The sequence below is a fragment of the Phenylobacterium sp. genome, assembly GCF_030651755.1.
In the GTDB taxonomy this organism is placed as follows: domain Bacteria; phylum Pseudomonadota; class Alphaproteobacteria; order Caulobacterales; family Caulobacteraceae; genus Phenylobacterium.
Genome location: NZ_JAUSBZ010000140.1, coordinates 1 through 26,189 on the forward strand (window position 1 = coordinate 1; position 26,189 = coordinate 26,189).

General features: G+C 67.8%; 28 protein-coding genes. 14 read left to right on the top strand and 14 right to left on the bottom strand.

Annotated features, from left to right (window positions below; translation table 11 throughout):
- From Q7V15_RS13110 to mmcB, 3 genes are all read left to right on the top strand, one after another.
- Positions 1–907: ferritin-like domain-containing protein (locus tag Q7V15_RS13110; RefSeq protein ID WP_304756138.1), on the top strand; the 907-nt coding region annotated here is incomplete at its 5' end.
- Positions 908–997: 90 nt separating this feature from the next.
- Complete coding sequence (locus tag Q7V15_RS13115) at positions 998–1,549, top strand: lipocalin family protein (protein WP_304756139.1); 552 nt, start codon at positions 998–1,000, stop codon at positions 1,547–1,549.
- Between the two features lie 46 nt (positions 1,550–1,595).
- On the top strand, positions 1,596–2,048 hold the full coding sequence (mmcB, locus tag Q7V15_RS13120; protein WP_304756140.1) for a DNA repair putative endonuclease MmcB: 453 nt from the start codon (positions 1,596–1,598) through the stop codon (positions 2,046–2,048).
- 4 nt (positions 2,049–2,052) lie between these two features.
- On the opposite strand, the gene Q7V15_RS13125 is transcribed toward mmcB, so the two are convergent.
- Together Q7V15_RS13125 and Q7V15_RS13130 are read right to left on the bottom strand one after the other, a co-directional pair.
- Positions 2,053–2,610 carry an ActR/PrrA/RegA family redox response regulator transcription factor gene (locus Q7V15_RS13125; protein ID WP_304756141.1) on the bottom strand — a complete coding sequence of 186 codons (558 nt, stop codon included), beginning with the start codon at positions 2,608–2,610 and terminating at the stop codon, positions 2,053–2,055.
- 89 nt (positions 2,611–2,699) lie between these two features.
- Complete coding sequence (locus Q7V15_RS13130; protein WP_304756142.1) at positions 2,700–4,082, bottom strand: ActS/PrrB/RegB family redox-sensitive histidine kinase; 1,383 nt, start codon at positions 4,080–4,082, stop codon at positions 2,700–2,702.
- An 80-nt stretch (positions 4,083–4,162) separates the two neighbouring features.
- Here Q7V15_RS13130 and Q7V15_RS13135 point away from each other — a divergent pair, with 80 nt between their 5' ends.
- The 3 genes from Q7V15_RS13135 (at position 4,163) to Q7V15_RS13145 (ending at position 6,914) form a co-directional block, all read left to right on the top strand.
- Positions 4,163–4,762: an SCO family protein gene (locus Q7V15_RS13135; protein WP_304756143.1), complete on the top strand. Its 600-nt coding sequence runs from the start codon at positions 4,163–4,165 to the stop codon at positions 4,760–4,762.
- A gap of 115 nt (positions 4,763–4,877) precedes the next feature.
- A complete protein-coding gene (locus tag Q7V15_RS13140; RefSeq protein ID WP_304756144.1) occupies positions 4,878–6,149 on the top strand; it encodes a polyhydroxyalkanoate depolymerase in 1,272 nt (423 codons plus the stop codon).
- Positions 6,150–6,161: 12 nt separating this feature from the next.
- Positions 6,162–6,914: a M48 family metallopeptidase gene (locus tag Q7V15_RS13145; protein ID WP_304756146.1), complete on the top strand. Its 753-nt coding sequence runs from the start codon at positions 6,162–6,164 to the stop codon at positions 6,912–6,914.
- Here the strand turns inward: Q7V15_RS13145 and Q7V15_RS13150 are convergent.
- Positions 6,908–8,887 carry a transglycosylase domain-containing protein gene (locus tag Q7V15_RS13150; RefSeq protein WP_304756147.1) on the bottom strand — a complete coding sequence of 660 codons (1,980 nt, stop codon included), beginning with the start codon at positions 8,885–8,887 and terminating at the stop codon, positions 6,908–6,910. The genes Q7V15_RS13145 and Q7V15_RS13150 overlap by 7 nt on opposite strands.
- Before the next feature lie 301 nt (positions 8,888–9,188).
- On the opposite strand from Q7V15_RS13150, the gene Q7V15_RS13155 reads away from it, so the two are divergent.
- The 8 genes from Q7V15_RS13155 (at position 9,189) to Q7V15_RS13190 (ending at position 15,802) form a co-directional block, all read left to right on the top strand.
- The gene (locus Q7V15_RS13155; RefSeq protein ID WP_304756148.1) at positions 9,189–9,527 is read left to right on the top strand and encodes a hypothetical protein; all 339 of its coding nucleotides are present in this window, start codon (positions 9,189–9,191) and stop codon (positions 9,525–9,527) included.
- A 216-nt stretch (positions 9,528–9,743) separates the two neighbouring features.
- Entirely contained in the window at positions 9,744–9,977 is a 234-nt protein-coding gene (locus Q7V15_RS13160; protein WP_304756150.1) for a hotdog domain-containing protein, read from the top strand.
- 190 nt (positions 9,978–10,167) lie between these two features.
- On the top strand, positions 10,168–10,722 hold the full coding sequence (locus Q7V15_RS13165; protein ID WP_304756151.1) for a F0F1 ATP synthase subunit delta: 555 nt from the start codon (positions 10,168–10,170) through the stop codon (positions 10,720–10,722).
- A gap of 4 nt (positions 10,723–10,726) precedes the next feature.
- The gene (atpA, locus tag Q7V15_RS13170) at positions 10,727–12,259 is read left to right on the top strand and encodes a F0F1 ATP synthase subunit alpha (protein ID WP_304756152.1); all 1,533 of its coding nucleotides are present in this window, start codon (positions 10,727–10,729) and stop codon (positions 12,257–12,259) included.
- Between the two features lie 20 nt (positions 12,260–12,279).
- On the top strand, positions 12,280–13,152 hold the full coding sequence (locus Q7V15_RS13175; protein WP_304756153.1) for a F0F1 ATP synthase subunit gamma: 873 nt from the start codon (positions 12,280–12,282) through the stop codon (positions 13,150–13,152).
- A 17-nt stretch (positions 13,153–13,169) separates the two neighbouring features.
- The gene (atpD, locus tag Q7V15_RS13180; protein WP_304756154.1) at positions 13,170–14,753 is read left to right on the top strand and encodes a F0F1 ATP synthase subunit beta; all 1,584 of its coding nucleotides are present in this window, start codon (positions 13,170–13,172) and stop codon (positions 14,751–14,753) included.
- A gap of 5 nt (positions 14,754–14,758) precedes the next feature.
- Entirely contained in the window at positions 14,759–15,025 is a 267-nt protein-coding gene (locus tag Q7V15_RS13185; protein WP_304756155.1) for an ATP synthase F1 subunit epsilon, read from the top strand.
- A 126-nt stretch (positions 15,026–15,151) separates the two neighbouring features.
- Positions 15,152–15,802, top strand: a complete 651-nt coding sequence (locus Q7V15_RS13190) for a hypothetical protein (protein WP_304756156.1) — start codon at positions 15,152–15,154, stop codon at positions 15,800–15,802.
- A 49-nt stretch (positions 15,803–15,851) separates the two neighbouring features.
- Here Q7V15_RS13190 and Q7V15_RS13195 read toward each other — a convergent pair whose 3' ends face one another.
- The 11 genes from Q7V15_RS13195 to obgE all read right to left on the bottom strand — a co-directional run.
- The gene (locus Q7V15_RS13195; protein WP_304756157.1) at positions 15,852–16,610 is read right to left on the bottom strand and encodes an alpha/beta fold hydrolase; all 759 of its coding nucleotides are present in this window, start codon (positions 16,608–16,610) and stop codon (positions 15,852–15,854) included.
- A gap of 27 nt (positions 16,611–16,637) precedes the next feature.
- A complete protein-coding gene (locus Q7V15_RS13200; RefSeq protein ID WP_304756158.1) occupies positions 16,638–17,135 on the bottom strand; it encodes an RNA pyrophosphohydrolase in 498 nt (165 codons plus the stop codon).
- Complete coding sequence (locus Q7V15_RS13205; protein WP_370689815.1) at positions 17,132–18,292, bottom strand: divergent polysaccharide deacetylase family protein; 1,161 nt, start codon at positions 18,290–18,292, stop codon at positions 17,132–17,134. The genes Q7V15_RS13200 and Q7V15_RS13205 overlap by 4 nt, the downstream gene beginning before the upstream one ends.
- Before the next feature lie 110 nt (positions 18,293–18,402).
- Positions 18,403–19,794: a S41 family peptidase gene (locus Q7V15_RS13210; RefSeq protein ID WP_304756161.1), complete on the bottom strand. Its 1,392-nt coding sequence runs from the start codon at positions 19,792–19,794 to the stop codon at positions 18,403–18,405.
- Between the two features lie 70 nt (positions 19,795–19,864).
- Positions 19,865–20,767 carry a murein hydrolase activator EnvC gene (locus Q7V15_RS13215; RefSeq protein WP_304756162.1) on the bottom strand — a complete coding sequence of 301 codons (903 nt, stop codon included), beginning with the start codon at positions 20,765–20,767 and terminating at the stop codon, positions 19,865–19,867.
- Complete coding sequence (rlmH, locus tag Q7V15_RS13220) at positions 20,760–21,224, bottom strand: 23S rRNA (pseudouridine(1915)-N(3))-methyltransferase RlmH (RefSeq protein ID WP_304756164.1); 465 nt, start codon at positions 21,222–21,224, stop codon at positions 20,760–20,762. Before rlmH ends, Q7V15_RS13215 begins: the two co-directional genes overlap by 8 nt.
- Positions 21,225–21,234: 10 nt before the next feature.
- A complete protein-coding gene (gene rsfS, locus Q7V15_RS13225) occupies positions 21,235–21,579 on the bottom strand; it encodes a ribosome silencing factor (RefSeq protein ID WP_370689816.1) in 345 nt (114 codons plus the stop codon).
- A 151-nt stretch (positions 21,580–21,730) separates the two neighbouring features.
- Positions 21,731–22,390 (bottom strand): nicotinate-nucleotide adenylyltransferase, encoded by a 660-nt coding sequence (locus Q7V15_RS13230; protein WP_304756165.1) that lies wholly within the window; start codon positions 22,388–22,390, stop codon positions 21,731–21,733.
- A 15-nt stretch (positions 22,391–22,405) separates the two neighbouring features.
- Complete coding sequence (locus Q7V15_RS13235) at positions 22,406–23,986, bottom strand: aldehyde dehydrogenase family protein (protein ID WP_304756167.1); 1,581 nt, start codon at positions 23,984–23,986, stop codon at positions 22,406–22,408.
- Positions 23,987–24,074: 88 nt separating this feature from the next.
- Positions 24,075–25,211: a glutamate 5-kinase gene (gene proB / locus Q7V15_RS13240; RefSeq protein ID WP_370689817.1), complete on the bottom strand. Its 1,137-nt coding sequence runs from the start codon at positions 25,209–25,211 to the stop codon at positions 24,075–24,077.
- Positions 25,199–26,189, bottom strand: a 991-nt coding sequence (gene obgE, locus Q7V15_RS13245) for a GTPase ObgE (protein WP_304756169.1), incomplete at its 5' end; no start/stop codon positions are given. The genes obgE and proB, both read right to left, overlap by 13 nt.

Consider the following 26,189-nt stretch of genomic DNA (forward strand, 5'->3'; position numbering starts at 1 on the left):
GAACGTCGCCCTGCAGACCGAATATGTCAGCAAGCACTTGAACACCCCGAGCCTGCGGGCCCAGTTCATCAACAAGTCGCTGCTGCGGTCCTTTTCCTCAATCCTGCACGGCGAGCAGGGCGCGTTGAACCTGTCGGCCAGCCTCTGCCACGTGCTGCTGGATCAGGGCGCCCAGGAATACGCCGCCAACCAGACCCGCGAAGAGGCCCGCCACGTCACGGCCTTCGCCAAATACCTCAAGGCCCGCTGGGGCCGGCCGGTGGAGTGCAGCAAGGTGCTGCAGGACCTTCTGGTGGACATCATCGGGTCCCCGGAGGTCTATAAGAAGATCATCGGCATGCAGATGCTGGTGGAGGGCCTCGCCATGGGCGCCTTCGCCACCTTCTACCAGAAGCTCAACGACCCGCTGGGCCGCAAGCTGATGCAGCTGGTGATGACCGACGAGGCCTTCCACCACAAGTTCGGGAAGATCTGGGCCGACCGGACCATCCCGAAGCTGAGCCCGCAGGAACACGAGATCATCGAGGACTGGGCGGCCCACTGCTTCCAGGTGCTTCTGTTCAACCTGGTGTCCCCCAGCGAGCAGCGCGACCTCTATGAGGAGTTCGGTCTCGACCCTGACAAGGTGCTTGAGGAGATCCAGCTGCTGGCCACCGACGAGGCCCGCCGCGAGGACATGAAGGAGTCGACCAACATCTTCCGGGTGTTGATCAAGACCCTGCTCAACGCCGGCATCATCACCGACCGCACGCGGGCCTTCTACGGCATGTATGTGGACATGGATGAGTTGAAGAACGAAGGCGACCGTATGGTCGGCGACGACATCGCCGAGGAGGGCATCGTCTATCTGCAGGCCATCAACTTCAAGGAGCGGGCCCTTAAGCCGGTGACCATCGCCGCCGAATAGCGGCCTCGTCCTCAAGCGACATGGCGACGCCCGCCGGCGACCCCGGCGGGCGTCCTTGTTCCCGGCGCAATGTTTTCATAGGGTTCGCCCATGCCGAGCCTTTCACACACCCGTCTCCGCCCCTTCGTCCTCAGCCTGGCTTGCGCAGGCCTGCTGAGCGCCCTGCCGAGCCTGGCCGCGGCGGCGGCGCCCGAGCCCGCCAACAAGGTCGAGCTGACCAAGATGACCGGCCGCTGGTACGAGGTGGCCCGCACCCCCAACGCCATGCAGAAGGCCTGTGAGGCCGCCACCGCCGACTGGACCCGGACCGGGGCAGGATATTCCGTGGTCCAGACCTGTCGCCGCGGGACGCCGGACGGACCGAAGAAGGAATGGAAGGCCAACGCCACGCCGGTGGATCCGGTCAAGAACGCCAAGTTCAAGCTCAGCTTCTTTGGCGGGGTGATGAACCAGGAATACTGGATCCTCGACCACGGCGCCGACGACGGCTGGCTGATCATGGGGACGCCCGGGGGCAACTATGTCTGGCTGCTGTCGAAAGCCCCCCAGCTGAGCGCCGCCGTCCGCAGCCAGGCCATCGCCCGCATCCGTCAACTCGGCTACGACACCTCCAAGCTGGAATTCCCGCAACAGGTCCGCTGACCGCCGGCCTCTTGCGCTGAGAACGAAGGCCGAACATGGTGGCGGCATGGATCTGGTTCTCACCACCTGCGCGCCGGCCTCGCGGCCGCAGATCACCCAGGCGGTGACCCGGGGCGCGGCGCGGCTGCTGGCGGCGCTGGGCTATGCGCCGCTGACAGAGGTGTGCCTGCCCAATGGACGCCGGGCTGATCTCATGGCCCTGGGGCGGCGCGGCGATCTGTTCATCGTCGAGGTGAAGTCGAGCCTGGAAGACTTCCGAACCGACCTCAAATGGCGGGAATATGCGCCCTATTGCGACGCTTTCGCCTTCGCTGTCGCGCCGGAGTTTCCCAAGGACATCCTGCCTGAGGACCCGGGCCTGATCGTGGCCGACGCCTTTGGCGGGGCGGTGGTGCGCGAGGCGCCGGTGGCGAGCCTGGCCGGGGCGCGGCGCAAGGCGCTGACGGTGGCCTTCGGGCGTCTGGCGGCCCTGCGCGCGGGATCGGCGCTCAGTCTCTGAGCCCTCAGCGGGGCGCGCGCTTGGCCAGGATGCGCTGCAGGGTGCGCCGGTGCATGTTCAACCGGCGGGCGGTTTCTGAGACATTGTGGCCGCACAGTTCATAAACGCGCTGGATATGCTCCCAGCGCACCCGATCAGCGCTCATGGGATTGTCCGGCGGAGCGGCGACGTCGCCGGGGAGGGCCAGCAACGCCCGGGCCACATCATCGGCGTCGGCGGGCTTGGACAGGTAGTCCACCGCGCCGGCCTTCACCGCCGCCACGGCGGTGGCGATATTGCCATAGCCGGTCAGCATGATGATCTTGGCGTCAGGGCGGGCCTCGCGAACGGCCTCCACCACCTTCAACCCCGTGCCATCCTCCAGGCGCATATCGAGCACCGCGAAGGCGGGGGGATAGACCTTCACCGCGGCCAGGGCCTCGGTGACGCTGGCGGCGAGCACGGGCTCGAAACCCCGTCCTTCCAGGGCGCGACCCAGTCGTGTTCGCAGGGCGGTGTCGTCGTCGAGGAGCAGCAGGCTCTTGTCGGCCAGGCCCTCGATCTGGGTGCTAAGGTCGTTCATTCCGCCACCCGCGCGTGCGGGCCTCCCTCCGTGCGTGTATTCATACTGGCGTGCGCCGGGCCGGGTCCGCAAGGGGCGCGACGAGGTGGCTATTCCTGACTCGCCTCGATGCGGGCGCGGGGCCAGCGCACCGACACCACTGCGCCGCGGGGGCGACCGTTCTGGAAGACCACCCGGGCGCCGGTCCGCTCCAACAGGGTTTTGGAGATGAAGAAGCCCAATCCCATGCCCACATGGCCTGTGCGGGAGCCCTCGGCGCCCGGACGGCTCGTGACATAGGGCTCGCCCAGACGGGCCAGAATTTCCGGCGCAATACCGGCGCCGTCGTCGCGAACCTCCAGTGAGATGGTGTCGGCGTCGAAGCGGGCGGTGACCAGGACTTCGGAGTCGGCGAAGTCCACAGCGTTCTCCACGAATGAGGAGATGGCGTGGATCACCTCGGGCATGCGCCGGACCCCGGGCTTGCGGGCGCCGGGCGCCCCAGTGACGATGGCCTCCAGGCGCACGCCCTTGACGTCCCGGTGAGGCTCGATGACCTCCTGCAGGAGCTGCAGCAGGCTCATGCGCTCGTGCATCTCGTCGGAGGCGGCGGGGGTCTCGGTGAGGCGGGCGAGGATTTCCCGGCACCGCTGGGCCTGGGCCATGAGCAGGTCGGCGTCCTCGCGGACCTGCGGCGTCGGCGCCTCCCGGGCCATCTCCTTGGCGACAATGGCGATGGTGGCCAGGGGCGTGCCCAGCTCGTGGGCGGCTGACGCCGCGAGACCTCCCAGGGCCGAGAGTCGCCGCTCCCGGGCCAAGACCGCCTGGGTGACATCCAGAGCTAGGGCCCGCCGGGCGGTCTCCTGGGCGGCCTCACGGACAAAGGCGGCGCTGAGGGCCAGGGCGAGCAGCAGGGCTACGGCGGTGGCCAGCCGGTATCCGAGGGGGGGCGCCGACAGCAGGCTGTCCGCGCCGGGAAGGGGGTGGGCGAATATGCTCACGGCGGCGACCGCGCCGACCGCCAGGGCGCCGAGGATGGCGGTGGCGCGCAGGGAAAGGGTCGCGGCCGCCAACACCAGGGGCGGCCCGATCAGCGCGATGAAGGGGTTGATGACTCCCCCGGTCAGGGCGACGAGGCCGGCCACCCGCAGGATGTCGAAGCCCAGTTGCAGGGTGGCCTCCGTCGGGTGCAGCAGGCGCTGCCCCGGGGTGGCGATACCCACCAGCAGGTTGACCCAGGCGGCCAGACCCACCAGGCCAAAGCAGATGGCGTAGGGAGCCGGAAGGGCGAAGACCGTCGCCGCCAGGGTCAGAGCCGTGGCCTCGCAGATGACCAGGGCCCAGCGCAGGGTGACCACAGAGCGAATCCGCAGCCGGCCCTGCCCCAGGACGGCTTCGTCCCAGGCGAGCTCACCTTGCAGCAGGGCGGTGCTTTGCCTATCGAGACCCAAGGGGTCCTTCAGGCCCGCCGATCCGTCGTTCTTGAGGGCCATGGCTCAGGCAGGATCACCGAGATCGGCGGTTCTGGCGAGCCCCAAACAAAGATCGCTCATTCCTGATCAAGGCTTCGCTCATGTCGAAACGTTCGCTGATCATCATCGCCCTGGTGGCGATACTGGGTCTCGCCGCCGGGTTGGCTCTGTTCTGGCGGACCGACGCCCCGGTCGGCGGCGCTCAGGGTCAGGCCAATGTGGGCGGTCCCTTCGAACTGGTGGATCAGGATGGTCGCACGGTGGACCAGTCGATTCTGGAGGGCCGCTGGAGCGTGGTCTTCTTCGGCTTCACCTATTGTCCCGACATCTGCCCATCGACCCTGCAGTCGGTGGCCGCGGCCCAGGATCAGCTGGGTCCCCGGGGGGCGGACCTCCAGACGGTCTTCATCTCGGTGGACCCCGAGCGGGACACCCCTGAGCAGCTGAAAACCTATCTCAGCCTGGACGCCTTTCCAGATGGCGTCATCGGCCTGACGGGCACGCCGGCCCAGATCGAGCAGGTGGCCAAGTCCTACTATGTCTATTACCGCAAGTCCGGCGAGGGACCCGACTACACCATCGACCATTCGACGGCGGCCTATCTGATGGACCCTCAGGGGCGGTTCAATCGGGTGCTCGCCTACGGCATGTCTCCCGACGAGATGGCGCGGCTGATCCGCACCGCGATGCAGGAAGGCTGAATCGGGCGCACGGGTGTGACCGCTGGTCGCGGCTGGACCCGTCCGTTGGAACGGCCAAGGCTGGACTCCGTTAAGGCTCCGCGTGATATGTTGCGGTGCACAAGGACCCTCGCAGATGCTCTATACCCTGCACGAAACCAGTTATTATGGCGCAGCGCCCCTTCGCATGACGGCGCTGCTGACCCGCGACCTGTGGAGTTCGCCGCTTAATCCGGCCCGGAACACCGAGCTTGGCCGACGTATCTACGCCACCGCTGACCTGTTCTCGAACATCACCCGGCGCTACCGGCGGCCGGAATGGGGGATCGATTCCGTCGCCATCGGCGGCGAGTCCGTGGCGGTGACCCCCAAGACCGTGTGGAGCTCGCCATGGGTCAAGCTCACCCACTTCAGCCGGGACCCCAGCGGACTTCGACGCGCCGGGCGCCGGGGGCCTCAGCCCAGCGTGCTGATCGTCGCTCCGCTCTCAGGCCACTACGCCACCCTGTTGCGGGGCACGGTGCAGGCCTTTTTGCAGGATCACGAGGTCTATGTGACCGAGTGGGAGAATGCGCGCTCAGTGCCCGTGCTCGAGGGCCGCTTCGACTTCCATGATTATGTCGACCATGTGCGCCAGATGTTGCAGGTGGTTGGTCCCCGCGCCCATGTGGTGGCGGTCTGCCAGCCTGGCCCGCCGGTGCTCGCGGCGGTGAGCCTGATGGCCGAGGACGGCGATGACGCCCGCCCGGCCTCCATGACCTATATGGGCTCGCCCATTGATGCGCGGTTCTCGCCGACGGTGACCAACCAGTTGGCGGAGGAGCGGCCCTTCGCCTGGTTCGCCTCCAACATGATCTACACCGCCCCGCCGCCCTATCCGGGGATGGGCCGCCGGGTCTATCCGGGCTTCGTCCAGCTCTATTCGTTCATGTCGATGAACCTGGACCGGCACAAGGAAGCCCACCTGAAATATCTCGACCATCTGATGGCCGATGATGGGGACTCCGCCGATAAGCACCTGGAATTCTATGACGAGTACCTCTCGGTCCTCGACCTGACGGAGGAGTTCTACCTCCAGACGGTGGACTATGTGTTCCAGCGCCACCTGTTGCCCAAGGGCGAGCTCGTCCATCGTGGCCGACAGGTCGACCCGGGCAAGATCAAGGATATCGGCCTGCTCACGGTGGAAGGAGAGAACGACGACATCTCCGGTATCGGTCAGACCCAGGCGGCCCATGACCTCTGCGCCAACCTGCCTGGCGAGCTGAAGGCCGACTACATCCAGCCCCATGTGGGCCACTACGGGGTGTTCAACGGCCGGCGTTTCCGCGACGAGATCTATCCCCGGGTGCGGGAGTTCATCGCCCTGCACGAAAGCCGCTTTCACAAGACGGCCGACCGCCCGTAAATCTGGAGGGGCATGAGTCCCTTTGGCCGCATCTTCGCTGACGGCGACCGGATCGAGATCGCCGGCGCCGTCATTCGCCTGAAAGTTCACCCCCGGGCGCGGCGCATATCTCTGCGCCTTGACCGCAGCCGACGTGAGGTGGTGGCCACCGCCCCCTCCCCCCGGCGCCTGGGGGAGGCCGCCGCCTTCGCGCGGGACCGGATCGACTGGATCAGCGCCCGCCTGGACGAACTGCCGACGGCCCAGCCCCTGGCGCCGGGGGTCGAGCTTCTGGTCCTGGGGGAGGCGGTGCGCCTGATCCAGGGCGAGGGGCGCGCCCGCTTCCTGCCGGCGGAAGACGCCCTGCCGGTTCGGCTGTCGGCGCCGGGGGAGGGGGCGATCTTCGCCCGCTCAGCCCAGAGACTGCTTCGGCGTCGAGCCCTGGAGGGGCTGACGGCCCTGACCCAGACCCACGTCCAGGTCCTGGGCGCCCCCATGCCGCAGATTGCGCTCACTGATGCGCGATCCCGTTGGGGCTCGTGCAAGCCGGCGTCGCCGGGTCGTTCTGCGGTGATCCGCTATTCCTGGCGGCTGGCCCTGGCCCCCCTTGCGGTGGCCGACTATGTGGCCGCCCATGAGTGCGCCCACCTACGCGAACTCAATCATGGCCCGCAGTTCTGGGCGCTTGTTCGCGGGCTGGTGGGCGATCCCACCCCCCATCGGGCCTGGCTGCGGACTCATGGGGCGCGGCTGCACGCTGTGGGCGCCGACGACGCGGCTCAATAAGGGATCGACTCCGGCTCGGCGGGGCTGCTTGGGGCCGCAGGCTGCGGCGGGCCAGCGCCGATCATGCTCCCGACGCCGTCCAGCAAGTCGCCGATGGGATCAGCGACCGGGGTCGCCGCCGGCGCCTCGATGGTTCCGCCGGGAATAGGCTGGGCGTTCAGGCGCGGCAGGGCCGCCCCCATGAAGTCCTTCCAGATCCGCGCCGGCGCGCCGCCGCCGGCGACCCGGCGCATGGTGGAATTGTCGTCCTTTCCCACCCAGACGGCGGCGACGAAGCCCCCGGTGTAGCCAACGAACCAGGCGTCGCGATAGTCGTTGGTGGTTCCGGTCTTTCCCGCCAGGTCATAATTGGGCACCCGCGCCGCCGTGCCCGTGCCGTTGGTCACGACGCCCCGCATCATCTGGTTCATATACTGCAGGGCGGGCGAGCCGATCACCGACTGGCGCTGGGGCTTGTCCACGCTGTGGTCATAGAGCACCCGGCCATCAGCGGTGCGGATCCGCTCGATCCCATAGCCCTGGGCCTTGAAGCCGCCATTGGCGAAGGGGGCGTAGGCCTGGGCCATCTGCAGGGGGCTGACCTCCACCGCGCCCAGGGCCATCGACGGATCGAGTTGAATCTTGCCGGTGATGCCCAGGCGCCGGGCGGTGGCGGCCACATTGCCTGTGCCCACCTCATTGGCCAGCCGCGCCGCGACCGTGTTGGTGGATTGGGCCAGGGCCTGTTCCAGGCTCATCTCGCCGCGGAATTCGCCATTATAGTTGCGGGGCTCCCAGTCGCCGATCCGCAGCGGCTCGTCGACCATGCGCACATTGGGGGTCCGCCCCTGTTCCATCGCCGTCAGATAGACGAAGGGCTTGAAGGCCGATCCGGCCTGACGCCTGGCCATGGCGGCCCGGTCAAACTGGCTCTCCGCATAGTCGGCGCCGCCCACATAGGCGCGCACCCGGCCTTCCCCATCCAGAGCCACCAGAGCGCCCTGGCCGATCCCCTGATCGGCGCCGGCGGCGACGCCGCGGCGGATCGCCTGCTCGGCGGCGGTCTGGATGGGCAGGTCGAGGGTGGTCTCGACCACCAGGTCGTCGGTCGGCTCGCCCACCAGACCGCGGACCTCGTCGTCGATCCAGTCGACGAAGTACTGGGCGCGCTGGTTGGCGAGGGTGGGATTGACCCGCACGGGATTGTTGAACGCCTCGGTGCGCTGTTCTGGGGTGATCGCCTTCAGGCGAACCATCTCGTCGAGCACGATGGTCGCCCGCCGGGCGGCGCGGTCGGTGGCTGAGACGGGGCTGTAGCGCGAGGGACCCTTCATCATGCCGGCGAGCAGGGCGGACTCCCCAATGGTCAGCTGCGGGGCGGGCTTGTTGAAATAGCGCTGGGAGGCGGCCTCGATCCCATAGGCGCCGCCGCCGAAATAGACCCGGTTCAGATAGAGTTCGAGAATCTCCTTCTTGGAGAACTTCATTTCCAGCCAGACGGCCAGGATCAGTTCCTGAGCCTTCCGCCGATAGGTCTGAGCCGGGGTCAGGAACAGGTTGCGGGCCAGCTGCTGAGTGATGGTCGAGCCGCCGCGCAGGGGGCCGCCATCATTGGTCATATTGTAGACCTGCGAGCGGATGATGCCCCAGGGATTGAAGCCGGGGTGCCAGTAGAACCACCGGTCCTCGATGGCGATGAACGCCTTGGGCACATGGTCGGGCAGGGTGTCGAGGTCCACCGGCGGGGCGTATTGCGACCCGCGCACCGCCACCAGGGCGCCCGAACGGTCCAGATAGGAGATCGAGGGCTGACGCTCCACCTCGAACAGCTTGGAGGTGTCAGGAAGGTCGACGGCGAACACCGCGAAGAAGGCGGCCACGAAGATCAGGCCCCAGACCGACAGGACCGCTGTCCAGTACAGGGCGGCCTGGGCCGGCGTGCGCCTGGCCCGGCCAGAGGGCCGCTGCGATCGTGGCGGTTGCGAATTGGCCATCGTGATCCCAGCCGTTCGTTCTTAAGGAGCGCGTCCGCCCCGTGGGCGGGTCTGTTTATCCGATGACCACAAGAGGCGCGACAGGATTGATGGGCGATGAACGGGGCGTTTCCGGGGCCGGTCATCCCGGGCCCCATCAAACCTGCATACCGGTTCTACGCAAATCGCGGTTGCGGTCGATCTTAACGCTGTTATCTTAGCGTTGCTTAGTTCGAGGGGTCCGCGAGGGGATATCGCAGGTCGTTCGGGCGGGCCGGCGTCCTGCCCGCGCCGATTCCTCCCCTATGCCGGAGTTAAGACAATGATGATCCGTATTCCCCTGGCCGCCGCCGCGGCCTTCCTGACCCTTGCCTTGGCTGGCCAGGCCGCCGCGCAACACCAGGTCACAGCCAAGCTCGAACAGCCCGTGGCTGAACGAAGCCGCCTGGTCGCCGGCGGTGCGGTGTTCTGGTGCGAGGGCGAGGCCTGCATCGCCAACGCCGCCAATACGCGCACCTATGTTCCGGCCACCTGCAAGGACGTCGCCAGCAAGTATGGGCCGGTGACCGCCTTCGAATCCGGCGCGCGCGCCTATGACGCTGAGCGCCTGGAGGCCTGCAACGCCGCGGCTCGGCCCCAGATGCAGGCCGCCAATCCCTAGGATGAGCCTCCCAGCCGCCTAAGTGTCGAGCCTGTCAAACTTGGGCGCCGGAAACTCCGGCGCCCTTTTCTTTTCCGCCCGGAGCCTTAAAGGACCGCGGCCATGAACCCTGCTCATCCAACCGCGTCTCTCCCAGCCTCTCCCCTGCCGGCCTCAGCTGTTGATCCGGTCTGTACGACAGGCGTCTTTCCGTCTGGCCCCGGGGCGGGGGCGGTCTTGATCGAAACCGCTCTATTGGCCGTGACCGGCGAAGCTGTGGCCCTGGTCTCCCTGACCCTCGACTATGGCGCGTCCTTGCAGCCTGGCGACGCCGTCACCCTGGAGGCCTCAATTGAGCGGGCGACACGGACCCTCATTTTCGCCCATGGTCGGGTGCTGCGGGCCGACGGCGCCTTGGCCCTGACCGGCTCGGCGGTGCTCCGCCGGCTGGAGGTTTCAGGCGCCGCTTAGATGAAATGGCGGGAATCCCAGGCGCTGGTTTGGTTGCGGCGCCTAAAATCGCGTGCTATCAGGCGCGCGGCTTAGGGCCGGGGGGCGGACCTCCATCTTCGGCGACGTGCTTTTTCTAGCGCTTTCAAGCCTTTAGCTGGAACGAAGATCCCTTCGTAACGGCTTTTGACACGCACCGGGCGGACATATAGTGGCGGACGATTCCAGGACTTCGAATGTGGGGGGCAGATACGCCCAGGCCCTGTTCGACCTCGCGAACGACGAGAATAAGATTGCGGCCGTGGAGGCGGACCTGAAATCGCTGAAGGCGATGATGGCCGACAGCCGCGATCTGCGCACCCTGCTGGCCTCCCCGGCCTTCAATGCTCAGGATAAGGCCAAGGGTCTTCTGGCTGTGGCGCGCACGGCCGGGTTTGATCCGACCACCATCAAGTTTCTGGGCCTGATCTCGGCCAATGGCCGGGCCTCGGCCCTGACTTCGGTGATCACCGCCTATCAGGCGCTGTCGGCGGAACGCCGCGGCGTCGTGTCGGCCCATGTGACCACCGCCCTGCCGCTGACGCCAGCTCAGGCCCAGGGCGTCGCCGCCGCCCTGCGCCAGGCGCTCGGCAAGGACCCCGAAATTGAGACCCAGGTTGATCCGTCCATTCTTGGCGGCATCAAGGTTCGGGTCGGCTCCCGTCTGTTCGACGCTTCGCTGGGTACGAAGCTCGACTCGCTGAAATTCGCCCTCAAGAGAGCGTAAGACCATGGACATCCGCGCCGCCGAGATTTCGGCCATCCTCAAGTCGCAGATCGCCAATTTCGGCGAAGAGGCTGACGTCTCCGACGTCGGTCAAGTGCTCTCCGTCGGCGACGGCATCGCCCGGGTCTTCGGCCTCGACAACGTCCAGGCGGGCGAAATGGTCGAGTTCCCCAAGGCCGGCGTGAAGGGCATGGCCCTGAACCTGGAGCGCGACAATGTCGGCGTCGTGATCTTCGGCGACGACCGCGCCATCGGCGAGGGCGACGAAGTCCGTCGCCTCGGCGAGATCGTGGACGTGCCGGTGGGCAAGGGTCTGCTCGGCCGCGTGGTCAACCCCCTGGGCGAACCCATCGACGGCAAGGGTCCGATCGTTTCCACCGAGCGCCGCCGCGCCGACGTCAAGGCGCCGGGCATCATCCCGCGCAAGTCGGTGCACGAGCCGGTGCAGACCGGCCTCAAGGCCATTGACGCCCTGATCCCCGTCGGCCGCGGCCAGCGCGAGCTGATCATTGGCGACCGTCAGACCGGCAAGACCGCCGTGGCCATCGACACCATCCTGAACCAGAAGGCCGTCAACGCCTCTGGCGACGAGGGACAGAAGCTCTACTGCATCTATGTGGCCATCGGTCAGAAGCGCTCGACTGTCGCCCAGATCGTCAAGACCCTCGAAGAGCGCGGCGCCCTGGAATACACCATTGTCGTGGCCGCCACGGCGTCGGAACCGGCTCCCCTGCAGTTCCTGGCGCCCTTCGCCGGCTGCGCCATGGGCGAGTGGTTCCGCGACAACGGCATGCATGCCGTGATCATCTATGACGACCTGTCCAAGCAGGCCGTCGCCTATCGCCAGATGTCCCTGCTGCTGCGCCGCCCGCCGGGCCGCGAAGCCTATCCGGGCGACGTCTTCTATCTGCATAGCCGCCTGCTGGAGCGCGCGGCCAAGCTGAACGAGGACAATGGTTCGGGCTCCCTGACCGCCCTGCCGATCATCGAGACCCAGGCCAATGACGTCTCGGCCTATATCCCGACCAATGTGATCTCGATCACCGATGGCCAGATCTTCCTTGAGACCGACCTGTTCTTCCAGGGCATCCGGCCGGCCGTGAACGTCGGCATCAGCGTCAGCCGCGTGGGCTCGTCGGCCCAGATCAAGGCCATGAAGACCGCCTCGGGCCCCATCAAGGGCGAACTGGCCCAGTACCGGGAAATGGCCGCCTTCGCCAAGTTCGGCTCCGACCTGGACGCCACCACCCAGCGCATGCTGGCCCGCGGCGCCCGCCTGACCGAACTGCTGAAGCAGCCCCAGTACGCGCCCCAGCAGGTCGAAGAACAGGTCTGCGTGATCTATGCCGGCACCCGCGGCTATATCGACGGCGTCGCCGTGGCCGATGTCAGCCGCTATGAGACCGAACTGCTCAGCTATCTCCATGGCAAGCACCAGGGTCTGCTGGACGCCATCCGCACCAAGAAGGACCTGAAGGCCGACCTCGAAGCCGAATTGAAGAGCGCGCTCGACGCCTTCACCAAGACCTTCGCCTAAGCCCGGCCAGGACCCAAGGGATGGCCAGCCTCAAGGAGATGCGCAATCGGATCGGAAGCGTGAAAGCCACGCAGAAGATCACGAAAGCGATGCAAATGGTCGCCGCGGCCAAGCTTCGTCGTGCGCAGGACGCCGCCCAGAGCGCGCGACCCTACGCCGAGCGAATGGCCTCGGTGATCGCCAACCTCGCCCAGGGCGTTAGCGGGGAATCCGCGCCGCGCCTGCTGGCCGGCACGGGCCGCGACGAGCGTCACCTGCTCGTGGTCGCCACCTCCGACCGGGGCCTCGCCGGCGGCTTCAACACCTCCATCGTTCGCGCCGCCCGTGAGCGGATCAGCACCCTTCGGGCTGCTGACAAGGAGGTGAAGCTGCTCGTGGTGGGCAAGAAGGCCCGTGATCAGCTCCGTCGCCTGCATAGCGACAAGATCGTCGAGACCATTGACGCCGGGGGCTCGCCCTCCATGGATGTGGCCCAGGCGGTCGCTGATCGGGTCACCGCCATGTTCGAGGCGGGCGAAGTCGATGTGGTCACCCTGGTCTACAGCCGCTTCCAGTCCGTGGTCAGCCAGGTTCCCACGGCCCGCCGCCTGATCCCCGCCGAGGTGGTGGTCGATGCGCCGGCGGTGGACCTGAAGGGCGCGGTCTACGAATACGAACCGTCCGAAGAAGCGATTCTCGAGACCCTGCTTCCGCGGAACCTGACCATCCAGCTCTTCTCGGCCATGCTCGAGAATCAGGCCGGCTTCTACGCCGCCCAGATGACGGCGATGGACAACGCGACCCGCAACGCCGGCGATATGATCGCCAGCCTCACCCTGCAATATAACCGCACCCGTCAGGCGCAGATCACGAAGGAGCTGATCGAGATCATCTCCGGCGCCGAAGCGATCTAGAGCAAGAGAACAGCACCATGGCTACGACCCCGAAGGCTCCCGCCAAAAAGCCGGCCGCCACCGTGGCTGCGGACGCTGCGGCGCCCGCCAAGGCCCCGGCCCGCAAGGCGCCCGCCAAGAAGGCCGCCGCTGGCGCGGCCGCATCCACCCCTGTCCTGGGCGCCGCCGTGGCGACGGGCAAGATCGTCCAGATCATCGGCGCCGTCGTCGACGTGGAATTCGTCGGCCATCTGCCCTCGATCCTGAACGCCCTGGAAACCACCAATACCGATCAGCGGACCGGCGAGCCCTTCCGCCTGGTGTTGGAAGTCGCTCAGCACCTGGGTGAGAACACCGTCCGCACCATCGCCATGGACACCACCGAGGGCTTGACCCGTGGCCAGCCGGTGGCTGACACCGGCGCCGGCATCACCGTTCCGGTGGGTCCTGGCACGCTGGGCCGGATCATGAACGTCATCGGCGCGCCGATCGATGAAGGCGGTCCGATCAACTCGACCATGACCAGCGTCATCCACCGGGAGGCGCCCTCCTTCGCCGAGCAGTCGACTTCGGCCGAGATTCTGGTCACTGGCATTAAGGTCATCGACCTGCTCTGCCCCTACACCAAGGGCGGCAAGATCGGCCTGTTCGGCGGCGCCGGCGTGGGCAAGACCGTGACCATGCAGGAGCTGATCAACAACATCGCCAAGGCCTACGGCGGCTACTCGGTTCTGGCCGGCGTGGGTGAGCGCACCCGCGAGGGCAACGACCTCTATCACGAGATGATCGAGTCCGGCGTGAACCAGCCCGGCGGCGGCGGCGACTCCCGTTGCGCCCTGGTCTATGGCCAGATGAACGAGCCCCCCGGCGCCCGCGCCCGGGTCGCTCTGACCGGCCTGGCCCAGGCGGAGTACTTCCGCGACGAAGAGGGCAAGGACGTGCTGCTCTTCATCGACAACATCTTCCGCTTCACCCAGGCGGGCTCGGAAGTGTCGGCTCTGCTGGGCCGCATCCCCTCGGCCGTGGGCTATCAGCCGACGCTCGCCACCGAGATGGGCAATCTGCAGGAACGCATCACCTCCACCAACAAGGGGTCGATCACCTCGGTCCAGGCTATCTACGTGCCCGCCGATGACCTGACCGACCCGGCCCCGGCCACCTCCTTCGCCCACCTTGACGCCACCACCGTGCTGAGCCGCGACATCGCCGCCCAGGCCATCTTCCCGGCCGTGGATCCGCTGGACTCCACCTCGCGGATCATGGACCCCCTGGTGATCGGCGAGGAGCACTACGCCGTGGCCCGTCGCGTCCAGGAAATCCTGCAGCAGTACAAGGCGCTGAAGGACATCATCGCCATCCTGGGCATGGATGAGCTGTCGGAAGAGGACAAGCTGATCGTCGCCCGCGCCCGGAAGATCCAGCGCTTCCTGTCCCAGCCCTTCCACGTGGCCGAGCAGTTCACCAACACGCCCGGCATCTTCGTGAGCCTGGAAGACACCATCCGCTCGTTCAAGGCGCTCTGCGAAGGCGAGTACGACCACCTGCCTGAGCCGGCCTTCTACAATGTCGGCACCATCGAGGATGCGGTGGCCAAGGCCGAGAAGCTCGCGTCGGAAGCCTGAGGATCATGGCGGACAAGCTGCACTTCTCCCTCGTCTCCCCGGAGCGGGAGCTCTATTCCGGTCTGGTCGACCAGGTGGACGCGCCGGGAACCGAAGGCGACTTCGGGGTCCTGGCCGGCCACGCCCCCTTCATGGCCACCCTGCGCGAGGGTCGGGTGATCGTGCGCAACGAGGGACGTGAGACCGTCTATGAGGTGAAGGGCGGCTTCGCCGACGTCACCGCCAGCGGCCTCACCATCCTTGCGGAGCATGCCGCCCCCGCCGCGATCTGACGCCTTCGCGGCGATCAGAACCGCGACAACGCCGGAAAAGGGGCGCGACAGGGGTTGCAGTGACCGCTGGGCTTTAGTGTGATGCCGACAAGCTCCGATAGGAGCATCAAGTCAGGGAAAACACTCATGCGCACAGTTATCGCCAGCCTCATCCTGATCGCCGGTCTGTCGGGACCAGCGCTCGCCCAGGACGCCGCCGAGCCTGCGCCTGAAGCTCCGGTCATGCCCGCCGCCAGCGCCGCTCCGGACGCGCCCCCCGCCGCGCCGACCGTGGCGCCAGAGCCGCCTCCGACCCTGCCCACCACGGGCGATGGGGCCGCTGTTCTCTCCATTCTGACCCGGGCCTGCCTGCCCATGGTGCAGCAGGGCAAGACCGTCGAAGAGGTGGCCCGTGACCTGGGCATGCGCCGCGATCGACGGTCGGGCAGTTACCAGATGGGTCTGGGGGGCGACCGCAACTACACGATCTCTGTCCTGCCAAAGGGCGCGAACGATAACGTCTGCAACGTCCAGATCAACTACGCTGTCGGTGGCGAGGATCCGATCGTCGAGGCGCTGAACACCTGGGCCTTCCTGCAGAATCCGCGCCTTCGCCTGCAGCGAAACGACTTCCTCGTCGGCCCTGACAACGTCAAGCGGATCACCCTGGCCTGGGAGCACTATACGGAGGTGGAGTCCACCGGCCTGGTGTTCGTCCAGCTCAAGAACCCCGATGATACGCCTCTGGACCGTCGCTACGATCAGGCGACCCTGCTGTTCAGCGAACGCACCTTCTGAGGACCTGACCGACCGGTCGGCTTGGCCAGCTCACCTTGAGCGGGCCAAGCTAGGCGGCGGTTTCCTTCTGGATCCAGGTCAGGGCCTGGTCCGCGACAGCCTCCCAGCCCGGCTCGCCGGGCAACCAGTGGCTCATCTCCGGCAATAACTGTAGCTGTGCGCCAATCCGCTCGGCCGTCAGACGGGCGGTGGCCGGCGGGTGGACCACATCCCGGGCGCCCACCATCACCAGGGCCGGCGTCGTGGCTCGGGCCACCCCGAGACTGGTGGTCATCATCGGATCCAGCCACCAGTTCAGCGTCTCCCACAGGGCGCGCCCGCTCTCAGGGCGCAGCCGCTCCAGGATGGGTCGCCTGGCGCCTTCGGGTAGTCGGTCGAGGCTGTATCGCAGCATGAGGTTGCGGTCTGGGGATACGGCCTGACTCCAGAAAGGCCCTAGCAGATGCAGACCAAAGGCCGTGACGCCCTCCTCCAGGGACCAGCCGGCCACCCCCCAGGGGGGCGAAGGCGCCAAAAGCACCAGTCCCGCCACGGGGGCCCTTTGGGCGGCCAGGAGACTGACTAATCCCCCCATGGAGTGGCCCACCAGGACCGGCGGCTCGGTCTGAGCGCGGCACAGCTCGGCGATATCGGCGGCGTAGTCGAGCATCGAGACCCCGACGACGCTTCCGGTTCCATCCTGCGAGCCGTGTCCTCGGAGGGCCGGGCAGATCACCTGGTGGCCGGCCGCCTGGAAGGGGGCCTGCAGGGCGTCGAATGTCCAGTCACCACAGAAGGCGCCGTGCACCATGATTACGGGTGCGGCCATGTTACTCCTCGAGTCGGATGGGCGGCCTCAGCCGGCGGCGAAGACCGCGAAGGCGTCGACAACCTGTCTGTATATGGCCTGCTTGAAGGGCGCCACGATTTGGGGGGTTTCGGACAGATATCCCCAGCGCCAGCTGTCGAATTCGGCGGGGAGGTGGCCTTCCAGGTTGATCTCGCTCTCGTCGCCGTCAAATCGCAGGGCGAACCAGACCTGTCTCTGACCTTTCCAGGCCCGGCCAATGGGAGACCCAGCGTGCTCCGGGGGAAAGTCGTAGGTCAGCCAGCCGTCCGTCCGCCCTAACAGGGTGACCGAGCGCACGCCGGTTTCCTCGGCCAGCTCACGAAGCGCCGCGGCCGCCAGGTCCTCGCCCGCATCGACGCCCCCTTGCGGGAATTGCCAGTTGTAGGGCCCGGGCGTTCCGGCGCGCCGGCCAATCCAGACCAGACCGTCCGGCCGAAACAGCGCCACCCCCACATTGGGGCGGTAGGGCGCAAGATGGCTCGGGAGATCGCTTTCAGAGTTCATCGGCGGGTCAAGGCCGAGGCTGGCGCCAACTGATAGCCGCGAGACTCGACGCTCTGGGCCCACTGAGCCACCTGAGCGATGGTCAGGGGATAGGCGAAGCCCGAACCGAGGGCCTGACCATTCTGCAGAGCCTGCGCCTCCAGAGCCAGGAGTTCGGCGTCGATGGCCTCACCCGATAGCTGCTCGTCAACGATCCGGCCCGCCGAGGCCCGTGGAACGCCAAGGCCACGGCCGGCCGCCTGGCCATCATCGATAAAGGCCAGGCCCCGGGTTCGCAGAACGCCGGTGAAGGCGACCATGGCCGGGTCGGAATTGAGGAACCGTGAGCCCAGATAGTTGGTCAGGCCGAAATAGCCGCTGGCCCGCGACAACAGCCACTCCAAGCGTCGGGTGGTCTCGGCGGGGCCGGAACTGGCCAGCAGCGTATAGGGGCCGGGGTCGTTCTCCGGGTAGTCCACAGGCTCCATGGGGGTTTCCAGGAGGACCTCGTGGCCGTGTTCCCGGGCGAGATCGATCCAGCCCTGCAGGCCTTCGGCATAGGGTACGAAGGACAGGGTGATCTCGCCGGGCAGGGTTTCGATGGCCTCACGGGTGGCGCGGCTGTTGAGGCCAAGGCCCCCGAGGATCAGGCTGACCTTGGGCTTGCCATTGGCCTGAAAAGGACGGGCATAGGCCTGGGCGGGCGTTCGGCCACTGGGGGCGATCACCGGCAGCGGGCCGTTGGGGCCTGGGCTATGCAGGCCCGCAATCGGCGCAGGCGGCAGCGGTTGGACGCGGCGGGCGGCCTGGGCGCCGGGCAGGGTGATGACCGCCTCGCCCAGGGTGGGATTGTCCTCCAGCGGGGTTTCGGACAGGTCGAAGATCTCCTCGACGACACCGGGACCGGCGCCATCGGCGGTGAGCGCCTCACGCCAGCCAGGGGGCGCGGCCGCCACAACGGCCTGGGCCAGGGGCAGTCGAATGAGTGGCGCGCCGGCCTTGGGATCGCCGATGATCAGGACAAGCGCCGTGAGGGTGAGCAGGAACAGGAGGGCCGCGCCGCCGGCGCTGATATAGGGATTGCCAAGCGCGGCCCGCAGATGCCCCAGGGCGCCCGGCGCGGCGGCCTGCGCTGTCGCCACCGCGGGCGTCAGGCTCTTTTTCGAGAATTTCGCCATGGCTCGCCGAACCTCATCCTTCAGACCAGCCTGACCCCGGTTCTGCGCGAACATGGTTAACGAACGCCTTAAGGTCGAGGCTGCGGCGACCAGGCGTCGCAGCCTCTTGATCAGTTCGCCTTAGGCGCCGTGGCCACTTTGTCCCGGGTCGCGCCGTTGATCACCTCGGCCAGTCGCGCATCAGGTTTGGGCAGTTTCGGCGTCGCCGCCACAGAGCCGTACTTCAGTACGTCCTGGGCGCGGGCCAGCTGGAAATCCTTGTCTTCGTCAAAGGATTCCGGCGGCGTCTCGGCTGGCTGGTGGGCGCCGCGGCGGGCCTGGCCCTCGCCGGCGGTCAGGGCGTTGCGCAGGGAGGCCTCGCTGAACTGGAAGGCGCGATTGGCGATGGCCTGGGCCTCGGCCCGGCTGGCGGCGACCTCCAGGTCCGGTTCGATGCCGGTCTGCTGGATGGAGCGTCCCGAGGGGGTGTAGTAGCGGGCCGTGGTCAGCTTCAGCGCGCCGTCCATGCCGCCCCGCAGGGGAATGACCGTCTGGACAGAGCCCTTGCCAAAGCTCGTCAGGCCGACGAGTTCGGCGCGTTTGCGATCCTGCAGGGCGCCGGCGACGATCTCCGCAGCCGAGGCCGAGCCGGTGTTGATCAGCACCACGATCGGCAGACCCTGAGCCATGTCTCCGGGGCGAGCATTGTAACGTTCCACGTCGCGGGCGTTGCGGCCCCGCTGGGAGACGATCTCGCCCCCCTCCAGGAACAGATCCGACAGGCCCACCGCCTGGTCGAGCAGGCCGCCGGGATTATTGCGAAGATCCAGGATCAGGCCCTTCATCTGCGGGTTGGCGGCCCTCAGGGCGGTGAAGACACGCTCAGCTTCATCGGTGGTGCGTTCATTGAACGCCGAGACGCGGAGGAAGCCATAGTCCCCCTCCATTCGGGCCACGGCCGACTTGGGCTCAATGACCTCGCGGATGATCTCCACGTCGAATGGCTCGCTTTTTTCCCGGGCGATGCTCAGGATCACCGCCTCGCCGGGCTTGCCGCGCATCTGCTTGACCGCGTCGCTGACGCTCATGCCCAGGACGCTGGCCCCGTTCACGGCGGTGATATAGTCGCCGGCCTTGATCCCGGCCTTGTAGGCTGGCGTGCCGTCCATCGGCGAGATGACCTTGACGACGCCGTCTTCGCTGGTGACCTCGATGCCCAGTCCGCCATAGGCGCCACGGGTCTGGTCGCGCATCTCATCGAAGCTCTCGCGGTTCAGATAACCCGAATGGGGGTCCAGCGAGGTGAGCATGCCGTCAATGGCGGACTCGATCAGCTTCTTCTGATCGACGTCGGTGACGTACTGACGCTCCACCGTATCGAGGACGTCCCCGAATAGCTCGAGCATCCGGTAGGTCTGGGCCCGTGGCTGCTGGGCTGAGGCCTGGGCCTGCTGGCTCACATAGGCCATGGAGCCTGCCCCAAGGACGAAGGCCGCCGCGCCGATCATCAGATACTGCTTCATAGGCCCTAGCCAAAGGCTCCCTTTGCGGCGATTTCATGCCGCCTACGCGTTCGCTATCCCCACGAGCGGGTCAGCCCGCTTCTTTTCTCATCCAGCGCGCCGGGTCCACCGGGGCGCCCTTCTCCCGAACCTCGAGATAGAGCTCCGATGGGGCGGTTCCCTGATCGGCCATCCAGCCCACCGGGACTCCCGCCGCGACGGTCTGACCAACCTCGACGCTCACGCGATCCAGACCCGCCAGAACCAGATGGTATCCGCCGCTCATCCTTAAGATCAAGATGACGCCCCATCCCCGCACGGGTCCGACATACTGAACAAGCCCGGCGCCTGGACTTTGCACACGGGCGCCCCGGGCGGTGAGGATGGTGAGCCCCTGGCGTCGGGCCGAGCCGTGCAGGGTCTCGCCAAACCGGTGGGTGACCGGTCCCTCGGCCGGGTAGAGCAGGGTGTCGGGCGCCCTTAGCGGTCCTTCGAACAGGTCCTCGGCCGGGGCTGCGGCATAGCCCCGCAGGGCCGCGCCTCGGGGGTCGATGGCTTCGGGCGTGGGCCTTTCCTCGGCTTGCTGGCTCTCGGCGGTGAACAGGCTTTCGCTGGCCACTGCGGCCAACCGCCGTTGTCGGGCGAGGTCGGTGGCCTCCGCAGCGTAGACCATCGCCCGCCGCTGCAGCTCAGGGGTCATGGCCTTCACCAGGATCGCGGCGCGGACCGCGTCCCGGGCGTCGCCGGGCTTCACCAGCAGGGCCGGGGGCGGATCGCGGCGCAACTGCTGCAACACCGACAGGAGCCGGGCGAGCTGGTTGTCATTTTCACCCCGTTCGGCGTTCAGGGCCTGCTCGCGGGCGTCGAGGGTGTCTAGTCTGAGGCCTGACGGCGCCGCCATGGCCACAAGACCCGCGCTGACCAGGCCAATGGCGAGGGCGGCCAGGGCGACGATCCGGCGCCGGCCGGGGTCGAGGCGCGCAGCGTCAGTCACGGTGATAGGGAGCTCCGCCCAGGATGGTGACGGCGCGATAGACCTGCTCGGCCAGCATGACCCGGGCCAGGGCGTGGGGCCAGGTCTGGGGGCCGAAGGCCATCCGCCCCTGGGCCTGGGCCATCAGGTCGCGATCAAGCCCGTCAGCGCCGCCGATCACCAGCAGCAGGCGCCGTGTTCCGTCGTCGCGCAGGCGGGCGATCTCCTCAGCGAAGGCTCGCGAGGTTCGTCCCTGGCCATGCTCATCGCAGACCAGCGCATGGGCGTCCTTGAAGTGGGGGCGCAGAACCTCAGCTTCAGCCGCCTTGCCCGGCTTTCGGCTCTCGACCTCCACCACGTCCACAGGTCCAAGACCCAGGGCCCGGCCCGCCGCCGTGGCGCGGTCGACATAGAGGCGTACGAGGTCGGTCTCTGGCGACCGGCTCAGCCGGCCGACCGCGAGGATCTGGACTCGCAAGTCCGCCCCGTCAGGAGGTGGGGACGGCGTGACCCGAGGCGTCCAGCGACCAGATCTTCTCGATATTGTAGAAGGTGCGGACTTCGGGACGGAACAGGTGGACGATGATGTCGCCGGTATCGATCAGCACCCAGTCACAATGGGGCATACCCTCCACCCGGGCGCGGCCGTAGCCGTGCTCCTTCAGGGCGCGCAACAGATGGTCGGCGATCGCGCCGACATGCCGCTGCGAACGGCCAGAAGCCACGATAAGGCCATCGGCCACCGCACTCTTGCCCGTCAGGTCAATGACCACGACATCCTGAGCCTGATCCTCGTCGAGGCGGCTCAGAATAAGTTGTTCCAGGGCCTCGATTCGGGCCTGGACGTCCGAGGATCCGACGGCGGGGCCGGCGGTCTCCTGCGCGCGCTGCGCGGCTTCACTATTCAGCGGGAAACTCCTCTAAAGTCCACGCGAAGACGACCATAGCACGAATACGCGGCCCGGTCAGGGGCCTTGCGTAAAGTCACAGATCGCTGCGGCGCATCCGCTCCCGCAGGGCCGTGGAGGACTGGAAGTTCAGCGGCCCGCGCAGGAACACCCAGGCCGGCGGCGACAGGCCTGGGAGTTGGCGGGCCTGGGCTGAGGACACACGATAGCGGGCGAAACGCCGGGCGGCCGGGGCGCTTCGGCTCTTCAGCGAGATCCAGGGCCGGGAGACCACCGCCACCGGCGTCTCCGCCATGATCTGGGTCCAGCCTCGCCAGCGGTGGAAGGTGGCCAGGCTGTCAGCCCCCATGATCCAGACGAAGTCGACGCCCGGGAACCGCGCCTTGAGGGCGCGCACAGTGTCGATGGTGTAACGGGAGCCCAGGCGGGTCTCGGCGTCAGAGACGGCCATGCCCCGCTGGCGGGCGAAGGCCTGAGCGCCTGCCATCCGCGCGCTGAGCGCGGCGGTCTCATGGGCGGGCTTCAGCGGATTCTGCGGCGAAACCAGCCAGATCACCAGGTCGAGCCCCAGGCGACGGCGGGCGGTCTCGGCCACATGGGCGTGGCCTTCATGGGCGGGATTGAAGGAGCCGCCGAACAGACCCACCCGCATCCCAGGCTCCAGATGAAACCCGAGGCGCAGGGCGCCTGGCCTGCCGGCGGCGGGCAGTCGGCGGGCAGGACCTGCAAACCACATTGGCAAGGCCTGTGATCAGGCGCGGCGGGCGGGGGTGGGCGCCCCGCCGCGGTCGAGATGGATATCGCTCTGGCTCACGCGCGCCCGCACGGTGAAGACCCCGTCCCCGGCCAGGACGCCGCCGCGGGCGAACAGGCGGCCAAACTCCCAGTTGGAGAGACCAAGCTCGGGCTTGTTCAGGGCGTACTGGCCATCGACCCAACGGGTGAAGCCGTCGCCCACAAAGGGGGCGTTGATGGTGGCGTAGAACCGCGCATGGGCGTCCGGATCGGTGCTGATCAGGCTCGCGGCGAACTGCGGGCTATAGCGATTGAACAGGCGGACGGCTTCCTCGAGATCGGCCACCACCTTGAGCGTGACTTCCGGGGTCTGCTCCCACTCCCACTCCCGGCCCAGTTCGGACAGGGGCAGGATTTCAACCTTGGGCTCGGCCTTCACACCCCCGGCGCGGGAGACCTGGACCTGGGCTGTGCGCCACTCCGGCGGCAGGACACCCTCGTCGCCCTCGACCACATGCAGTTTGACCCCGTGGCCGCCTCGCGCCCCGGCCTGATCCAGCGCGGCCAGAAAGACCGGGATCAGGGCCTCAGCGCCATCACGGGTGGCGCAAAAGACGTTCAATGTGTTGCAGACCTTGCGGTCCAGGGAATGGAAGACCGCTGCAAACAGGCGTTCAGGGTCGGCGCTGGCGTCGGCCGCCATCCAGGCGCCGCCGGTCCCATGCAGGCTGACGGGCACGCCAGCCTGACGGGCGATACCGCCCAGCTGTGTCACGGCGGGGCCCGATCCCCTGGCCACCGCCAAGCCCAGGCGGGGGTCGCCAAACATGGCCCAGCCGGCCGCGTGCTCGGCCGAATCCACCAGCACGGCTGAGCCCGGCGGCAGGCCCGCCGCAGCGATAGCCGGGTCCAGGGCCTCGGCCACGATGGCCCGGGCGGTGCCCAGGGCGTCGGAGCCGATGCGGAAGACGACGCTGTTGCCGGCGCGCAGAACGCCGGTGGCGTCGGCGAACACGTTTGGCCGGCCCTCAAAGACAAAGGCCACCACCCCCAGGGCTGCGGAGAGCTGTTCAACCCGCCAGCCGGGATGGTCGATGGCCTCGATCACACGACCACGGGCCGGGGCCGAGTCACGCCAGGCCCTGAGGCCCGCGATCATATCGGCGCGCATGGCGGGGCTGACGGCCAGGCGTGTGGTGGAACGCCCCTTCTGCTGAGCGCGCGCGACGTCGGCGGCGTTGGCCTGGGCGATGGCGGTCCAGGCGGCCTCGTCGGCCAGGCGATCGGCGAAGGCGTCGAAGAAGGCGGTGATCTGGTCGTCGCTGACTTCGCCCATGCGGGCGAAGGCGGTCTGGGCGCGCCCGACGGCGTCGGCGGCGATCGCCTTCTGCGCGGCAGGCACATGCAACAGGGTCCCGGAGTCCTGCAGGACAATCAGTTGGTCGCCGGGCCGGAAGGCGCCGGCCAGTTCCGGACTGACCCGGGCCAGCCGGTCTCCCCCATAGGGGATGACCATGCCGGGGGTGAGCGCGGCGAGACACTCGTCGCCCTGGTCCTTCGCGTCCTGGTCCTTGCCGGGCCTCGCCCCGTCCATCATCACGATCCGTCAGTTATGCTCAGGATGAGGCTTACCTAGGCCCCTTTCGAAGGTCCGGCAATTCATCGGTTGGCCGAAGATCCCGACCTCAGGCCGGGGCGGGGACCAGCACCGCCAGGTCATCGGCGTGGATGACGGGGCCGGACGTATAGCCCAGCACCCCTTCAATGGCGTCGGAACGCAGGCCACAGATGCGTTCGGCCTCGATGGCGTCGTATCGGGTCAACCCTCGGGCGATCTCGGTTCCATCCCCCAGGCGGACACAGACGGCGTCACCCTTGCCAAAGCGGCCCTCTATTCCGCGGACCCCTGCGGCCAGCAGGCTTTTGCCGGCCTGCAGGGCCTGGGCCGCGCCCGCATCCACCAGAATCGACCCGGCCGGGGCGAGGGATCCTGCGATCCAGGCCTTATAGGCCGCGCCCGGGGTGACGGCGGGCTCGATGATCGTGGCCCGGGCGCCGTCCTCGACCGCTCCCAGGGGAGCGGGGCGCGATCCCAGGGTGATGAAGGTGGCGCAGCCCGCCGACTGGGCGATGCGGGCCGCCGCAAGCTTGGTGGCCATGCCGCCCGTGCCGACCCCGGCTCCGGCGTTGGCGCCCCCGGCCATGGCCTCGACCTCCGGAGTCAGCTGCGACAGGCGCGGAATGTGGACGGCGGCCGGGTCCCGGCGCGGGTCGGCGGTGTAAAGGCCATCGATGTCCGATAGCAGGACAAGGGCGTCAGCGCCGATCATCTGGGCCACCCGGGCGGCCAGGCGATCATTGTCGCCATAGCGAATCTCCTCGGTGACCACCGTGTCATTCTCATTGATGACAGGCACGATCCCCAGCTCCAGAAGGGTCTCCACCGTGGCGCGGGCGTTCAGCCACCGTCGGCGGACCTCGGTGTCGTCCCGGGTGAGCAGGATCTGCGCGGCCGACAGCCCGTGGGGCTCCAGGGCTTCCTCCCAGGCGCGCATCAGGGCCGACTGGCCCGCGGCGGCGGCGGCCTGCTTCTCCGGCAGGGTCAGGGCCCGGCGGGTGAGGCCCAGGCGCCGGCGGCCCAGGGCCACGGCGCCCGACGACACCACGAGGGTTTGCTGTCCCCGGGCGCGCAGCCGGGCGATATCCACAGCCAGGGCGTTCAGCCACGCGCGGTCGGGCGCCCCGTCGGCGCCGACCAGCAGGGCCGAGCCCACCTTGACCACGATGCGGCGCGCCAGGGCGAGTTCGGTCACGGGGTCCAGCCCTCATCAGGGCCGGCGACCGCAGCCTTTTCCTCGGCCCGGCGCTCGCGGACCTGGCCCCAGGCGGCCCGTAGCACCTCGGTCACCCCTTCGCCGGACACCCCGGAGATCAGGGCCGGGGCGTGGCCGGCGGCCGCCGTCAGTTCGGCGGCCTTGGCGGCGCGGGTCTCGTCATCCAGGGCGTCGACCTTGTTCAGGGCCAGGATCTCGCGCTTGTCCTCCAGGCCCTCGCCATAGGCGGTGAGCTCCTGACGGATCGTCCGATAGGCCTCGGCCACATCGTCCTGGGTGGCGTCGACGAGGTGGATCAGGACGGCGGTGCGTTCCACATGGCCGAGGAAGCGGGTGCCAAGGCCCGCGCCCTCCGAGGCGCCTTCGATCAGGCCCGGGATGTCGGCGATGACAAAGCGCTCATTGGTGGAGAGATCGACCACACCGAGATTGGGGGCCAGCGTGGTGAAGGGATAGTCGGCGATCTTCGGCTTGGCCGCTGACACCGCCGCCAGGAAGGTCGACTTGCCCGCATTGGGCAGGCCGACCAGGCCCACATCGGCGATCAGCTTCAGCCGCAGCCAGATCCAGCGTTCCTCGCCGTCCTGGCCGGGATTGGCGTGCCTTGGCGCCTGGTTGATCGGCCCCTTGAACCTGTCATTGCCCCAGCCACCGTTGCCGCCTTTCAGCAGCAGCAGGCGCTGGCCGGCCTGGTCCATATCGGCGATCAGGGTTTCCTTGTCTTCGTCCAGCACCTGGGTGCCGACGGGAACCTTCAGCACCACATCGGCGCCGGCGTGGCCATGGCGGTTGCGGCCCATGCCGTGCTCGCCGGTCTCGGCCTTGAAATGCTGCTGATAGCGGTAGTCGATCAGGGTGTTGAGGCCGTCCACCGCCTCGATCCAGACGTCGCCGCCCCGGCCGCCGTCGCCGCCGTCCGGTCCCCCGTACTCGATATACTTCTCTCGCCGGAAGGAGACGGCGCCG

Coding starts and splice junctions, on each gene's coding strand:
- Q7V15_RS13115 (WP_304756139.1), top strand. CDS start 998: ATGCCGAGCCTTTCACACACCCGTCTCCGCCCCTTCGTCCTCAGCCTG.
- mmcB (WP_304756140.1), top strand. CDS start 1,596: ATGGATCTGGTTCTCACCACCTGCGCGCCGGCCTCGCGGCCGCAGATC.
- Q7V15_RS13125 (WP_304756141.1), bottom strand. CDS start 2,610: ATGAACGACCTTAGCACCCAGATCGAGGGCCTGGCCGACAAGAGCCTG.
- Q7V15_RS13130 (WP_304756142.1), bottom strand. CDS start 4,082: ATGGCCCTCAAGAACGACGGATCGGCGGGCCTGAAGGACCCCTTGGGT.
- Q7V15_RS13135 (WP_304756143.1), top strand. CDS start 4,163: ATGTCGAAACGTTCGCTGATCATCATCGCCCTGGTGGCGATACTGGGT.
- Q7V15_RS13140 (WP_304756144.1), top strand. CDS start 4,878: ATGCTCTATACCCTGCACGAAACCAGTTATTATGGCGCAGCGCCCCTT.
- Q7V15_RS13145 (WP_304756146.1), top strand. CDS start 6,162: ATGAGTCCCTTTGGCCGCATCTTCGCTGACGGCGACCGGATCGAGATC.
- Q7V15_RS13150 (WP_304756147.1), bottom strand. CDS start 8,887: ATGGCCAATTCGCAACCGCCACGATCGCAGCGGCCCTCTGGCCGGGCC.
- Q7V15_RS13155 (WP_304756148.1), top strand. CDS start 9,189: ATGATGATCCGTATTCCCCTGGCCGCCGCCGCGGCCTTCCTGACCCTT.
- atpA (WP_304756152.1), top strand. CDS start 10,727: ATGGACATCCGCGCCGCCGAGATTTCGGCCATCCTCAAGTCGCAGATC.
- Q7V15_RS13175 (WP_304756153.1), top strand. CDS start 12,280: ATGGCCAGCCTCAAGGAGATGCGCAATCGGATCGGAAGCGTGAAAGCC.
- atpD (WP_304756154.1), top strand. CDS start 13,170: ATGGCTACGACCCCGAAGGCTCCCGCCAAAAAGCCGGCCGCCACCGTG.
- Q7V15_RS13185 (WP_304756155.1), top strand. CDS start 14,759: ATGGCGGACAAGCTGCACTTCTCCCTCGTCTCCCCGGAGCGGGAGCTC.
- Q7V15_RS13190 (WP_304756156.1), top strand. CDS start 15,152: ATGCGCACAGTTATCGCCAGCCTCATCCTGATCGCCGGTCTGTCGGGA.
- Q7V15_RS13195 (WP_304756157.1), bottom strand. CDS start 16,610: ATGGCCGCACCCGTAATCATGGTGCACGGCGCCTTCTGTGGTGACTGG.
- Q7V15_RS13200 (WP_304756158.1), bottom strand. CDS start 17,135: ATGAACTCTGAAAGCGATCTCCCGAGCCATCTTGCGCCCTACCGCCCC.
- Q7V15_RS13205 (WP_370689815.1), bottom strand. CDS start 18,292: ATGGCGAAATTCTCGAAAAAGAGCCTGACGCCCGCGGTGGCGACAGCG.
- Q7V15_RS13210 (WP_304756161.1), bottom strand. CDS start 19,794: ATGAAGCAGTATCTGATGATCGGCGCGGCGGCCTTCGTCCTTGGGGCA.
- Q7V15_RS13230 (WP_304756165.1), bottom strand. CDS start 22,390: ATGTGGTTTGCAGGTCCTGCCCGCCGACTGCCCGCCGCCGGCAGGCCA.
- Q7V15_RS13235 (WP_304756167.1), bottom strand. CDS start 23,986: ATGATGGACGGGGCGAGGCCCGGCAAGGACCAGGACGCGAAGGACCAG.